Raw genomic sequence first — 13,850 nt, forward strand, 5'->3', positions numbered from 1 at the left:
ACGTCCGCCGCACCGTTGCCGCAGGGCTGAACGGATTATGGACAAAGAAGGGCTGAGAAACGCATGATGAACAATCAAGAGAATTCTTCCGCAAACGCGCGGCGCAAAGTCATTATCGATACGGATACGGCGGGAGACGATACGATCGCGATCCTGACCGCGCTGCATCATTTCGACGTGCTGGGCATTATGATGACGGGCGGCAACGTGCAGTTCGACCAGGAGGTCGAAAATGCGCTGTACACGATCCAGGTCGCCGGCAAAGGCGGACCGGACGGGCGGATCCCCGTGTACAAAGGCTGCGAGCGTCCGCTGCTGTCGCCGTGGAATTCGCCGCAGCATCTCACCGTCGAAGACGTGCACGGCAGCGACGGGATGGGCGGAGCGAATTTCCCGCCGGCGATCCAGCGTCCGGCCGAAGGCCACGCCGTCGACTTCCTGATCGAAACGGTGCATAACCATCCCGGCGAAGTAACGCTGCTCGCGATCGCGCCGTTGACCAATATCGCGATGGCGATCCAGAAAGACCCGACGATTGTGCCGGAAATCGCGCATCTGTACGTAATGGGCGGCACCAACAACGCGCTCGGCAATATCACGCCGGCGGCGGAATACAACTTCTATACCGATCCGGAAGCGGCCAGCCTGGTGCTGAATTCCGGTATTCCGACCACGATGGTGGGCTGGGAAATGTGCACCGGCTTCTCGCTGATGGACGACGACGATCATGCGGAGATCGCAAGTCTCGGCACATCGGGCGCCCGCTTTTTCTCCGCCGTGAACAAGGTCGTGATGCAGTTCAACAAAACGGTGCACCGCCTCGGCGGCACGACGCATCCCGACACGCTGCTGATGGCGGTCGCGGCGAACGAAGCGGTCATGACGCGCTCGAGCGATTATTTTGTGGATGTGGAAACGAAAGGGCAATGGACGCGCGGCTACAGCGTGGTGGACGTGAACGGACGCCTCGGCCGGCGGCCGAACGCGCGGGTATGCGAAGGAATCGACCGGCCGCTGTTCAGGTCGATGCTGCTGGACGTGCTGGGCGCGATTAAGTAGAAGCGCAATACCGCTTGAAGCATCGAATTCGCCGTCTGATTGAACGCGCCGCAAATCGAGTAATGATTAACGGAAGCTTGACCGCGCGGCTGTCCGCCGATATTCGATACGTTCCGGGCGAAGCCGCGCGTTTTGCCGGTTATAAGGAGGACGGGGCATGAAACGGCAGGCTGTGCATATGGATAAACAGATCGTCAAGACGGTCCGGCTGGACTATCAGTTATACGTGCCGGCCGGGTACGAACAGGACGAATCGGCTTCCTGGCCGCTTATTTTGTATCTGCACGGAGCGGGAGGCAGCGGGCCCGATCGCGATCAGCTGAGAAAAGAAGGGCTGCCGCAGCGCGTGGAATCGGGTTCCGGCCTGCCTTTCTTCGTTGCGGCTCCGCACTGCCCGCTCGGTTCGTTCTGGAATACGATGGAAGACGAACTGCTGGCGATGCTGGACGATCTCTCGCGGGCGTGGCGGATCGACGACAGCCGCCTGTATCTTACGGGCTTCAGCATGGGCGCTTACGGCGTCTGGAATCTGGCCGACCGTCATCCGCAGCGCTTCGCGGCGGTTGCGCCCGTGTCAGGCGGCGGCGATCCCGCGCATTCCAAGCGGCTGAGCGATATGCCGGCCTGGATCTTCCACGGCGAAGCGGACGAGGTCATCCGTTCGTCGGAATCGCTGAAAATGGCGGAAGCGATGCGGGAAGCCGGCGCGGAAGTGGAGCTGACGCTGTATCCCGGCGTCGGTCACGACTGCTGGAAAAACGTATATGCGAACGAAGGGTTGTACCGCTGGTTCCTGGAGCATTCGCGAACCGGCGGGCGGCGGAACGACAAGGAGGACGACATGAAGGAAAGCAAGCTCGAATGGCGGGAGCACAGCGGAAGCGCGCAAAGCGAAGTCCGGTCTGCAAACAGCGTAAACGACGTAAGCGGCTCAACCGGAGCAGCGGCAAATCCACTTTCCGCAAACGCCGCTCCCAAACTGCCGGAGCTGATCTTTTTGCCCGACGGCACCGAAAGGCTCAAGATCGTTCCGATCGAAGAAGCGGATATCGACGAGATGCTGGAGCTGGAACTGCGGAACAAAGAGTTTTTCAGCCGGTTCTCTCCGGTGCGCGACGATTCTTTCTATACGCGCGAAGCCCAGGAGAAAAGAATTCGTACGATGGCGGAAGCGGCCAGGCACGACGAACGCTATCAGTTCACGGTGCGCGAACGGGAGTCCGGCCGGCTGGTCGGCGTCACCGATCTGACCGGCATTCAGCGCGGATCGCTGCAAGGCGCCTGGATCGGCTACTTTATGGACCGGTCCTGCAACGGCAAAGGCTATATGACCGAAGCGGTCCGTTATACGGTGCGCTATGCGTTCGAAGTGCTGGCGCTGCACCGGATCGAAGCCGGCGTGATGCCGCATAACGAGCCTTCGCTGCGCGTGCTGGCCAAAGCCGGGTTCGAGCGTGAAGGCATTTCGCGCAAAAACGTCAAGATCAACGGCAGATGGCGCGATCATGTGCTGCTGGCGATCCTGAATCCGAAAGACGACGAAGAATAAAAGGAGGGTGAGCGGATATGGTGATTACGGACGAAGCCGGCGCGTTTATCCGGGCGGAAATGGACAAGACGGGCATCTCGACGCTGAGAGTGCTTTCCAGCGGACGAAGCTGCTCCTGCTGCGGTCCGGGATTCATCGTCAAGCTCGGTCCCGCCGAAACGAACGACCGGCTTTGCACCGTGAACGGGCTGGAAGTCGCTTACGAACCGCACGCGGTGAGTTTCGTCGAGTCGGTTACGCTGGATCTGCTGGACAACGAGCGGGGACGCAGGCTTGTGATGCGGAGCGAGGACCGCTGCGCGCTGTAGAACGGGCGGCCTGCTGTGAAAAAAACGGGCGGGTGCGCTGTATTCCGGCGCGGAGAAAGGAGCGATACACGTTTTATGTCTGTAAGCGAAGTGTTGGATATATTTAACGAGCGTCACGAACGGATCGGTACCGCGCCGCGCGGCGAAGTCCACGAACGCGGGCTGTGGCATCAGGTGTTTCACTGCTGGATCGTGTCGGGTTCGGCGGAGTCGGGCCGGCATATTCTGTTCCAGCTGCGTCATCCGGACAAAGAAACGTTTCCGGACAAGCTGGATACGTCGAGCGCCGGTCATCTGCTGGCGGGCGAAGCGCCGGAGGACGGCGTGCGCGAGCTGGAAGAAGAACTGGGCCTGGTTATTCCGTACGAAAAGCTGATTTACTGCGGTCTGCACCGCGAGGAATACCGGATCTCCGAGCATTATATGGACCGGGAGTTTACCCACGTCCATCTGGCCGTTTGCGACCTGCCGCTTGAGCGGTACAGCGTGCAGCGCAGCGAAGTCAGCGGATTGTTTTGGCTGGACTCGCGGGACTTTCGGGAGCTGGTTCGCGGCGAACGCGACCGCGCGCGGGCCGAAGGCGTCGTTTACGACGATCGGCTGCGGCCGATACGCGAGGAGCGCCTGGTTTCGCTGGACGATTTCACTGCGAATACCGCCGATTATTACGAGCTGCTGTTCGGTGCGCTGAGTAGACTGGAGAGCGGCGGCTTCTTATCCGGGAATTGAGGACAATCGATTGCAGCTGATCAAAAGGAGGCGGTTTCCGTGAGCGAATTTACATGGGGTCATCTGATTTTGAACCGGGATCTTGATAAAGTCGAAGCGTTCCGGCCGGTAAAAGTAAAAACGTTGAATGATAAATGGAGTGTGTTTTTTACCCCGGAATCCCGCATCGGCGACGACCGTACGGCCGAAGTGCTGAAAGCGGAGTCGGATATTCCGATACTGAGTTTCGAAAATGCGGGAGATTACGGTTGGGGATTCGCGATTACGCGCGGCGGCAAAGTGCTTTCCCGATTCGAGCTTTCGTATATGGCGGAAGATCAGGATTTGGTTGAGCTGACGGAACGCGATTATCCCGGCGAAGAACCTTCCGAGCTGCTGTATATGAGCGAGAACAGCTCGAAGATTTATGCGGAAATGCTGGGAAAACTTCGAGCCGTTTATCCTCTGCGGCAGCGTATCGAAAAGTGGCTGGCGCCGTTTTCGGCCGATGCTTTTCGCGAGTTCGATTTGTCCGAGGAACAGGTCGAACGTATCGGCAGGCTGTTGAATGCGGATCATTTGACGCAGGTATGGGAAAAAGAAGTTTTGAAGATCGTCGAACAATTCAAAGAAATCGTCGGCATCGAAGAAATGAACTGGATCTCGCCGGATTACGAGGACGAGGACGAAGATTGATTCTCAAAAAAGGATATGCAGTAAGCAAGCCGGCCCGTTTTAAGAGCCGGCTTTTTGGCGCGTCCGCGAATTTGCAAATCGCAGGGTCGAGAACGAACGGACAGCATTTATATTGCTTTTTATATTATCGGATGATATATTTCAATTGTTAATATAAACAAACGATATATAGGAGTGAGGAAATGTCCGATTCGATCCTGCTTAAACTTTTCAGAAATCCGCTCGTCATCATCGGGATGATTACCGCCGTGCTGTTTCAGGTTTTTTTTAGTCTGATCTGGATTACGGGTTACGATCATGTGTCCGACCGGGTAGACCGGCTCAAGATTGCAATTGTCAATGAAGACGGGACGGCTTCGGCGGAGATCGCCGCGAAGATCGCGAGCGCATTGAGCTTTCGAACCGAGACGTCTTTGACGCGCGAACAAGCGGAAGACGCGCTGGAGAAGCGCGACGTCCGGATGATCGTGACGCTGCCCGCAGGCTTCGCGTCGGCGCTTGCCGGCGGCGGACAGCCGGCTTCGGTCCGCTACGAGATCAACCAGTCGAATCCGCAGATGGCGACCGGCGCGATGCAGACGGCGGCGCAGCGTATCACGGCCGCGCTGAACGAGCAGGCGCGGGGAACAGCGGTGTCGCAAACGCTCCGCGCGCTGCGGCTGCCGCAGGCCCAGGCCGAAGCGGTGCAAACAAGCGCGCAGACCCGCGTGACCGCGGAGATGCAAACCGTCCATCCGGTGGATAATTTCGTGCAGACGATGATTCCGCTGATGGTCGTAACGGCTTCTTATACCGGGGCCATGCTGCTGGCCATGAATCTGAACAAAGCGGCTGCCGGCCTGGCTTTCTCGACCGGAAAATGGAAGCTGCTCGGCGCGCGCTATGTTCTGATGGCTTTCACGGCTTTGATCGCTTCGCTGATCGGGACCGCGATGAATACGGCGCTGGGCGCGCTGCCCATGGCTTCTTTCCTGCCGTTCTGGATGTTCGAATTCCTGATCCTGCTTGCCTGCATGATCGTCGCGCAGCTCGGTCTGCTGCTGCTCGGCGAAATGGGCGCCTGGCTGAATATCGCGCTGCTGTCGCTGCAGATGCTGTCTTCCGGCGCCACGATTCCGCGCGATGTGCTGCCGCCGTTCTATCATGCGGTGGGCCGGTTCTTCCCGGCTTACCACGCGGTTAACGGCATTATGGACCTGGTGATCGGCGGCAGCGGTCTGGCGCGCAGCGCGGGAATGCTTGCGCTGATCGGAGCGGCCGGCATCGCGCTCAGCCTGTTTGCCACCGCGCTGCGCCGCGCGCCCGGTCGTCGCGTCGAACCGACTTCCGCGGCGGTGTAATTCCCGCTTTTCCGGCGGGCCTCTTTCATTGAGGCCCGCTCTTTGTTGTGTTAAGTTAATAAGACAGAAAGGAGCGTCTGTCGATATGAACGCGCAGGACGTTATTCTGGGACTGCTCAGCGAGCAGCCCCGGACCGGATACGAGATCAAACGGCATTTCGAACAATTTTTTTCTTTCTTTTTCGACGCCAGCTACGGAACGATTTATCCGACGCTGATCAAGATGGAGAAAGCGGAGCTGATTACCAAAGAAGCGGTGCGGCAGGAAGGCAAGCCGGACAAAAACGTCTATACGATCACGCCGGCGGGGCGGCAGCGGTTCGAACGATATCTGCATGCTCCGGCCGCCAAAGAAGTGCTGCGCTCCGACTTTCTGATGCACCTTTACTTCGGACAGACGGCGGGCGAAGAAGCGGTAAAGGATCTGCTGCTCGGCGAGATCGAAGCCAAACGCGGATTGTACGAAGATCTTCAGCGCAAGCTGGAGCGGCTGGAAGAAGGCAAAGCGCTGACGCGCTATCAGAAGATGAGCATTCAGATCGGGCTGGCGCAGTACCGGGCGACGATCGATCATCTGAACGAACTGCTCAAGGAAGAGTTCGGTTCATGAGCCATCCTTTTGCCCGGCGCATCCAGGAAGTCTATCCCGAGATGCCGATCGCGGATGTGCAGTCCGAACGCCTGGCGCAGCATTACTTTGTCCTGACGATCAATCAGTCGCTGGTGTTCCGCGTGGCGAGGGACGATGCGGGCGCCGCCGCGTTGAAGCGGGAAACGGAATTTCTGCTGCCGGCGGTCGGCCGGGCGGTCGCGCTGCCGGTTCCGCAGCCGGCGTACGCGGCGTTCGAACGCATGGAGGCGGGAGCCGCTTTTATGGGGTACCCGCGGATAGCGGGAGAGCCGCTGTGGCCGGAAGAACTGTCCGCCGGGGACTTGGCGGCCTATACGGACCGCGCCGCCGAGGATCTGGCGGAGTTCCTGCACGGGCTGCACGCGATCGAGCCGCGGACGCTGCCGCCGGAATTCGCCGATGGCGATAGCGGGTTCGCCGCGGAAGGACAAAGCGCACGCTTGGCAAGCTCGGCCGGAGGGGACGGCCGGGAAGCGGTAAGGCTGTCGGTGCCGCGGCTTTACGCGCGGATTCAAACCGAATTGTTTCCGCTGATGAGCGCAGCGATCCGCGACCGGGCCGAGCGCGACTTCGGCGGCTTTCTGCGCCGGTCGGCCGAGCAGCTTCCGCCCCGGGCGCTGATTCACGGCGCTATGGGGCCGGTACATATTCTGCACAGCGGCGGGGAACCGGGGATTTCCGGTATCGTCGGCTTCGGTTCGGCCCGCTTCGGCGATCCGGCCGAAGATCTGGCGGGCATTCTGGCCGGGTACGGCGAAGCGTTCTTCCTCAACTGCCTTGAGCGCTATCCGGGCGGAGACGCGCTGGAAGAACGCGCTCGCTTCCACGCCCGCGTTTTTCCGCTGCGCGAAGCGCTGTACGGGCTGGACGGCGGAGACGAAGACTCGCTGGGCTTCGGCATGCAAGCTTACGAAAAGGAGCAAATCCGATGACATTCAAATCGTTCGAATCCGATCATTCCGCCGAGATCGGCGCCATGTTCACTTCGCCGGACGCGCGCAGCGAGTACGAGCTTCGGCTGCTGCGCGTGGCGCGGGAACTGCGCCCCGCGCGTCCGCCCGCTCCGTGGCGCGCTTCGGCGGCCGATATCCCCGCGGCCGGAGCGATCGCCTGCGGCTGGGACGAAGAAGAGAATTTTCTGCTGATCAGCGGATCGGGCTACAGCCTGAATCGTCCGGATACCGGCGCGCGTCTGCTGCGCGACCGCGACGCCGTCCGGGCGATGGCGGCGTTCTCGCCGGATTCGCTTGCGTTTACGCCGCCGCACGGCGGCCGTCCGATTGCCGTGTACGGATTCGAAGCGGGCGGCGGCTGCCGCCTGACGCAGGACGGCTGGCGCGCGGAGACCCTCTATCCGTGGTGGCCGCGCGCGTCGGTGATTCTGGAGAATGTATTCGAAGCCGGTTACGTCTATCTGGAACGGGCGGCGCTGCTCGATACCCGGCGGCTCGACGGTCCGCTGCTGTGCGGCTTTTCGCCTTCCGGCCGGCATCTGGCGATCCTCGGCTCGGGCGGGGCGCTGCTGTATTCCCGTTAAAGTTAACGCTTTCTTCACTCCGCCTTAATACTCTTCGAACACTTTTCCGTCACAATAGGGCGTGTATTCAAACCTCGAAGGAAGCAGATTTGGCTGAATTTTCGTTCGATGCAAGGAACTTTTCCGAAGGCGTGCCGGGGCACGTCAAGGGAACGTGACGACGCCGTTGAATGAAGCGTACACGCTTTAGGTACGGTTCATTAGCGGGCGAAAAGGCAGCTAAAGATGCACTTCAGTAGGTTTGAAGACATGCCCTAAGGAAACAGGGAAAAAGAGGAGTGGGAAAGATGAGCGACGCAGCGCGGTACGAACGGGAAGATCAAAAAGGATGGGCCGATCGAACGGAAGATGCGGAGCGGGTTCTCCGCGAATGTTATGCGCCCTACCTCATGTTCGATCTGCGCGAGCCGTTTTTGCCCGATCTCGTGGGATTTACGCGGTTGGAGAGGGGCGAAGAATCGCCTTCGTTTCCAAGATCGTTCGAAGACGCCGACCCGCGCACCGATTGTATTTTGGAATATGCGGTCTGGTGGGATTACGAGATCGGGCACCTGCACCAGCTGGAACAAATCTGGATTTACGTAGGGCCGAACGGGGAAGTGCTCGACTGCGAAGCGACTTTCCACGGCCGCGTGCTCAAAGGACTGCTCAAGAACCGGAGCAACCTGACGGATGCGACGCATGTCAGGCTGTTTTCCCAGCCGGGCAAGCACGCGCTGTCGCCGCTGCCCGACCTGTTCGAGCTGCTGCCCGATCTGCATCTGGCCTCGGGCCCGCGGGCCGGGGAAGACGGCCTGTATGCGGGGACCGCTATCGGAGGACTGCTGCCTTACGGCGACAACAGCGGGGAAGTAAGCGACCGGGTCAAACGCTACCTGCGTTCGTTCGCGTTCAAGCCGACTCTGGAATATACCGAATACCGGCTGCGCCCGGAACAGTTTCTGCCCTGGCCCGCACTGAAAGAAGCGATTCCGCTGCGCATGGCGGACCGCCTGCTGGAACTGGAGCTGATCTTCGGCCGGAGCGGCGCCCAGCACGCGGTCCAGGATGCTGCGGCGGAACGGAGAACGCGCCGCTGCCGGGAAGCGGGCGAAGGTGCGGAGCAGGAAGAAGCGCGCTGAGAAGAGGTCGGACTAACGGCAAAAAGGGATTTCCGCATACCGCGGGAATCCCTTTTTACTGTTCTTTTCATATCTCGCGCGCAGTGCGTCTCGCAATATTCAACCTTTGAGCCCGGTCGTGCTGATCCCTTCCACAATCTGCTTCTGGAAGATAAAGAACACGGCCATGACGGGCAGGAGGCTGACGATCGACATGGCGAACATGGCGCCCCAGTTGGAAGCGGATTCGCTGTCGAGGAACATTTTGAGGCCCATCGAAACGGTGTATTTATCCGGCGAGTTCAGGTACAGCACCGGCCCCAGCAGGTCTTCCCAGCGCCAGTAGAACGAGAAGATCGCGACCGTAGCCAGAGCCGGCTTGATCAGCGGCAGAATAATATGCGAGTACAGCCGGAACTTGCCGCAGCCGTCGATCGTCGCCGCGTCGTCCAGCTCGGCCGGAATCGTGCGAATGAACTGAATCAGCAGGAAGATAAAGAACGCGCTGCCGAAAAACTGCGGAACGACGATCGGCTTGATGCTGTTCAGCCATTCGAGCTTGGCGTAGATGATGTACTGAGGCACCAGCACGACGTCGGCCGGCAGCATCAGCGTCAGCATCATGACCGCGAACCAGAACGGTTTGCCGAAAAAGTTCAATCTTGCGAAGCCGAACGCGATCAGCGAAGACGAGAGGGCGACGCCGACCGTGGACAGCACGACGATCTTGAGCGAGTTGAAGATATACATGCCGAACGAATAGCCGCCGACGCCCGCCCAGCCGGTCGTATAGTTCTCGAAATGCCAGGACTGCGGAAACAGCTGGTTCGCCGTCGCGAAGATCGTCCGGCTTTCTTTGAATGAGCTCATCAGCATCCAGATAATCGGGTACAGCATGACCAGGGCGAGCGCGCCGACCAGGATGTGGTAGAGCGTCCATTTTGCGCGGTGCGAAGCCATCTCAGCGTCCCCCTTCCGATTCGTAGAATACCCAGGCTTTCGAAGTTTTGAACAAGATGCCGGTCAGCACGCCTACGAACAGCAGCATGATCCACGCCATCGCGGACGCGTAGCCCATATTCGAGAACATGAACGCCTGCCGGAACAGGTACAGCGAGTACAGCATGGTGCCGCCGAGCGGACCGCCTTCGCCTTTGGAGATAATGTAAGCCGGCACGAACGTCATAAACGCCCCGATCGTCTGCATGATCATATTGAACAGCACGACCGAACTGAGCAGAGGCAGCGTGATTTTGAAAAATTTCGGCACGGCGCCCGCACCGTCCACGCTCGCCGCTTCGTACATCTCCTGCGAGATGTTTTTGAGGCCGGCCAGGAAGATCAGCATCGACGAGCCGAACTGCCAGACGGACAGCGTAACCAGCATGAAGACCGACGCGTTCGGATTGCCGAACCAGGAAACGTTGGGAATGCCGAGCAGGTTGAGCGCGCTGTTGACGATCCCTTCGTTGCTGAAAATGTTGCGCCACATGATCGAGACGGCTACGCTGCCCCCGATAATCGAGGGCAGGTAGTAGATCGTCCGGTAGAAGCCGACCATGCGCGACTTGGAATTGAGGATCATCGCCACAGCCAGCGCGAACGCGAGCCGCAGCGGAACGCCGACAAAGACGTAGATAAACGTGACTTTGACCGAGTTGAGATAATTGGCGTCGCCGGTGAACATCTTGACGTAATTGTCCGTTCCGATCCAGACCGGGTCGGCGAACAGATTGTACTTGGTAAAAGACAGGTAGAGCGACACGAGCATCGGGATAAACGTAAAAGCCAGGAAGCCGATCACGAACGGGCTGATAAAAGCGTAGCCGGTCAGGTTGGCGCGCAGACGCTTTTTGCGGGAATAGGAAGCGTTCAGCGCAAGCGGCGCGTTCTTGGTCTTACTGGTTGTTGGCGAGTATCGCATTCGCTTCACCTCTGAACTTGGCGGCCGCTTCGGCCGGCGTGATCTGCTCGAAGTTCATCTGTTCCGCGTAATCGCCGAGCATTTCGCGCACTTCGGACGATCCGGCCGGGGCCGGCGGACTCATCGGAGAGCTGAGCGGTTCCATTTCGGTGACGAAGTCGAAGACCTGCTTGGCCGTTTCGGACAGCTCCGGCGTCAGCGCTTCTTTGACTTTGGACGAGATCGGCACGCCGCGTTCGCCCATGATCAGTTTGTTGGCTTCCACATCGTTGACCCAGAAGTCGATAAACTTGGCCGCTTCTTCTTTTTGTTTGGAGCTCGACGCGATGCTGAAATACATGCTCGGCTGCATATACAGGCCTTTTTCCATATCCGGACCCGGCATCGGCGCGAGTTCCATCGGACGGTTGACGGCCTGCTGGAGCGCCACGTACTGGTTGGACCACTGCCACATGCCGATGCCTTTTCCTTTGACGATGTCGTTTTCTTCGACGATGCCTTTGGTCTGGGTCAGGATATCCTGGGTTGGCACGGCTTTGGCTTTAATCATCTCGACCAGCATGCCGAAGAAGTCCTCGAACAGCTTGTCGTCGTCGTAGCCGAGCGCATTGCCTTCCGCGTTATAGAGCGAGAAGCCTTTGGTGCGCAGATAGTAGTGGAAAAAGATATCCGGCGCCATCGAGCTGTCGAAGTAAATGCCCGCCGCGCCCGCTTTTTTCGCGAGTTCCTGATACGTATCCCAGTCCCAATCTTTCGGAATCTCGGAAATGCCGGCTTTCTCCATCATCGACGGATCGTACTGGAAGCCGAGTACGTTGACGCCGACCGGAACGCCGTACAGTTTGTCGTTTACATTGCCGGTGCTCAGCACGTTTTCGGCGACATCGGCGGTATTGATCTGGCTGCCCGCGTAAGAAGTCAGGTCTTCCAGCTGTCCGTTGTTGGCGTACTGGCTGATGTAGGAGATATCCATCTGCATAATATCCGGGAGCTGGTTGGCCGCGGCCTGCGGCGCGAGCTTTTTCCAGTAGTCGTCGAACGCGGCGTATTCCACTTCGATCTTGACGTTCGTGTGTTCTTTTTCATACAGATCGATAACCTGCTGCGTATATTCGTTCCGGGCGTCCGAGCCCCACCAGCTCATGCGCAGCGTGACCGGCGTATCGCCCCCCGAAGCCTTGTTATCGCCGCCCGCATTGGTCGAAGCCGTGTCGTTCTTGCCGCCGCAGCCGGACAGCAGCGACAGCACCAGGGCCGCCGACGTAATTAAACCTGCCGCTTTCTTCATGTTCATTCTCCCCTTCGAATGATTTGTGAACGCTTTCATAACTCTATTTTTACAGAAGATCGGAGGAGAATGAATACAAAAAACAGAGCTTTTTGTTTAAAAAACAGAGAAAAGAACGGAATTCATCCCAAATTTTTACGGTATTCCGTCGGAGTGACGCCCAGCGTTTTTTTGAAGACCTGGCTGAAATACTGCGGGTTGTCGCCAAATCCGTTTTCCGCCGCCAGTTCGAAGATCCGTACGCTGCCGGTCAGACGGATATGTTCGGCCGCGCGTTCGATGCGATAGCGGTTAAGGTAGGCGGAGAATTTTTCTCCGGTCACTTTCTTGAACGTCTTGCCGAGATAATCCGGATTCATATACAGCAGGTCGCGCGCGGCCGTGCTCAGGCTGAGCCCCGGATCGCGGTAGCGCTCGGCCACGATCTCGAGCAGGCGGTTGACCGCCGACGAATGCCGTTCGAGCTGGAGCCGGGCAAAGCGTTCGGTCAATTCCAGCACGGGCTCTTCGAATACCCGGCGCAGTTCCGGCAGCGTATGAGGCTCGGCAAACCGTCCCAGGAGGTCGAGATAATGCGCGCGTTCTTCGGAAGGAATCAGCCGGCAGACCGCTTCGTAGCGGAGGACAAGCAGCGTGCGCGCTTCGGAAACGGACAACCGCTCGCGCAGAATATGATCCAGCAGCGCGGCGATCTCTTCTTCGACGCGCTGTCGTTCGCCGCTTTCGACCCGCGCGGCAAACGCTTCGGAGCCTTCGGGCGGACAAGGCGGCGCGTGCAGGTCCGGTCCGGCATCGGCCGCCGCGCGGGATTCGCCGGCGGCCCCGGCCACGATCAGGCTGCCTTCGCCCAGATAGAACCGGTGCTCCAGCGCTTCGCGCGTCTGCTCGTACAGGCGGCGGATCTCCAGGATGGGCGCCGCATCGCTGAGCACGGTCGTGACCGGCAGCTTGTAGAAGCGGGCGAACGTTTCCCGCACCTGCCGGATAAGCTCCAGATCGGCATCGCTTGCGGGCTGCGTATCGTCTTCGTCCGTCAGCAGCAGCAGGCGGCCGTCGATCACGGTGCCGAGCAGCAGCCGCTTGAGCAGGTCCCGGGCGATATTTTGCAGCGCGAACAAATGCTCGTGCCGGTGCTCGCCTTCCGCTTTGAAGCAGATCAGGCGGACGGTCCGGCCGAGCAGGGGGATGGCGAACAACCGCTCGTAGTAAGCAAGCTCGCTGCCGCCGTATGTACGGTTGGTGACGAGTTCTTTGAAAAATTGCTCTTTGACCTGCGGCAGCACCTTGATCAGTTCGGACTCCGTTTCCTCCGCGCTGCGAATCCGCGCTTCTTCTTCGTCGCATTCCTGCGCCACTTCGCCGAGCGCGGCTTCGATCTGCTGCTCGCTGCATGGCTTGACGAGATAATGGCGCACGCCGTACTGCATCGCCCTGCGGGCGTAATCGAAATCTTTGTAGCCCGAGAGCAGGATAAAGCGCACGGACGGGTAAGCTTCGTGTGTTTTCTCCACCAGCTTCAATCCGTCCATCACCGGCATGGCGATATCGCTGATGACGATATCGGGCGGATCCAGGACGATCCGCTCGAACGCCTCCAGACCGCTGCGGGCGGTGCCGATAAGCGTCGTGCCGGCTTTTTGCCAATCCACGATCTTGGAGATGCCTTCGACGATCATGCGCTCGTCGTCCACAAGCAGTACTTTTCGCATG

General features: G+C 59.2%; 14 protein-coding genes. 10 read left to right on the top strand and 4 right to left on the bottom strand.

Translation table 11 applies throughout. The features are described from left to right. The first annotated feature begins 63 nt into the window (after window positions 1-63). The 10 genes from QWJ34_RS20670 to QWJ34_RS20715 all read left to right on the top strand — a co-directional run bounded on the left by QWJ34_RS20670 (window position 64) and on the right by QWJ34_RS20715 (window position 8,949). Window positions 64-1,059: a nucleoside hydrolase gene (locus tag QWJ34_RS20670; RefSeq protein ID WP_302730793.1), complete on the top strand. Its 996-nt coding sequence runs from the start codon at window positions 64-66 to the stop codon at window positions 1,057-1,059. Between the two features lie 157 nt (window positions 1,060-1,216). Beyond that, window positions 1,217-2,608 carry a GNAT family N-acetyltransferase gene (locus tag QWJ34_RS20675; RefSeq protein WP_302730794.1) on the top strand — a complete coding sequence of 464 codons (1,392 nt, stop codon included), beginning with the start codon at window positions 1,217-1,219 and terminating at the stop codon, window positions 2,606-2,608. Between the two features lie 17 nt (window positions 2,609-2,625). Further along, on the top strand, window positions 2,626-2,916 hold the full coding sequence (locus tag QWJ34_RS20680; protein ID WP_302730796.1) for an adhesin: 291 nt from the start codon (window positions 2,626-2,628) through the stop codon (window positions 2,914-2,916). Window positions 2,917-2,991: 75 nt separating this feature from the next. Continuing rightward, window positions 2,992-3,645 (top strand): NUDIX hydrolase, encoded by a 654-nt coding sequence (locus QWJ34_RS20685; protein WP_302730798.1) that lies wholly within the window; start codon window positions 2,992-2,994, stop codon window positions 3,643-3,645. Window positions 3,646-3,684: 39 nt separating this feature from the next. After that, window positions 3,685-4,320 carry a hypothetical protein gene (locus QWJ34_RS20690; protein WP_302730799.1) on the top strand — a complete coding sequence of 212 codons (636 nt, stop codon included), beginning with the start codon at window positions 3,685-3,687 and terminating at the stop codon, window positions 4,318-4,320. Between the two features lie 182 nt (window positions 4,321-4,502). Beyond that, a complete protein-coding gene (locus QWJ34_RS20695; protein ID WP_302730800.1) occupies window positions 4,503-5,660 on the top strand; it encodes a YhgE/Pip domain-containing protein in 1,158 nt (385 codons plus the stop codon). Between the two features lie 85 nt (window positions 5,661-5,745). Next, window positions 5,746-6,270: a PadR family transcriptional regulator gene (locus QWJ34_RS20700; RefSeq protein ID WP_302730802.1), complete on the top strand. Its 525-nt coding sequence runs from the start codon at window positions 5,746-5,748 to the stop codon at window positions 6,268-6,270. After that, window positions 6,267-7,223: a phosphotransferase family protein gene (locus QWJ34_RS20705; RefSeq protein ID WP_302730804.1), complete on the top strand. Its 957-nt coding sequence runs from the start codon at window positions 6,267-6,269 to the stop codon at window positions 7,221-7,223. The genes QWJ34_RS20700 and QWJ34_RS20705 overlap by 4 nt, the downstream gene beginning before the upstream one ends. Beyond that, window positions 7,220-7,828 carry a hypothetical protein gene (locus tag QWJ34_RS20710; RefSeq protein ID WP_302730806.1) on the top strand — a complete coding sequence of 203 codons (609 nt, stop codon included), beginning with the start codon at window positions 7,220-7,222 and terminating at the stop codon, window positions 7,826-7,828. The genes QWJ34_RS20705 and QWJ34_RS20710 overlap by 4 nt, the downstream gene beginning before the upstream one ends. Window positions 7,829-8,115: 287 nt before the next feature. After that, complete coding sequence (locus tag QWJ34_RS20715; protein WP_302730807.1) at window positions 8,116-8,949, top strand: hypothetical protein; 834 nt, start codon at window positions 8,116-8,118, stop codon at window positions 8,947-8,949. Between the two features lie 99 nt (window positions 8,950-9,048). Here the strand turns inward: QWJ34_RS20715 and QWJ34_RS20720 are convergent, their stop codons facing one another. From QWJ34_RS20720 to QWJ34_RS20735, 4 genes are all read right to left on the bottom strand, one after another. Further along, window positions 9,049-9,888, bottom strand: coding sequence for a carbohydrate ABC transporter permease (locus tag QWJ34_RS20720; RefSeq protein WP_302730808.1), 840 nt, complete (start codon window positions 9,886-9,888; stop codon window positions 9,049-9,051). A gap of 1 nt (window position 9,889) precedes the next feature. Then, window positions 9,890-10,852, bottom strand: coding sequence for a carbohydrate ABC transporter permease (locus QWJ34_RS20725; protein WP_302730810.1), 963 nt, complete (start codon window positions 10,850-10,852; stop codon window positions 9,890-9,892). Further along, window positions 10,827-12,140, bottom strand: coding sequence for an ABC transporter substrate-binding protein (locus tag QWJ34_RS20730; RefSeq protein ID WP_302730812.1), 1,314 nt, complete (start codon window positions 12,138-12,140; stop codon window positions 10,827-10,829). Before QWJ34_RS20730 ends, QWJ34_RS20725 begins: the two co-directional genes overlap by 26 nt. A 122-nt stretch (window positions 12,141-12,262) precedes the next feature. Further along, on the bottom strand, window positions 12,263-13,849 hold the full coding sequence (locus QWJ34_RS20735; RefSeq protein ID WP_302730814.1) for a response regulator: 1,587 nt from the start codon (window positions 13,847-13,849) through the stop codon (window positions 12,263-12,265). Window position 13,850 lies beyond the last annotated feature (1 nt).

The sequence above is a fragment of the Saccharibacillus sp. CPCC 101409 genome (assembly GCF_030518235.1).
Lineage (GTDB): Bacteria > Bacillota > Bacilli > Paenibacillales > Paenibacillaceae > Saccharibacillus.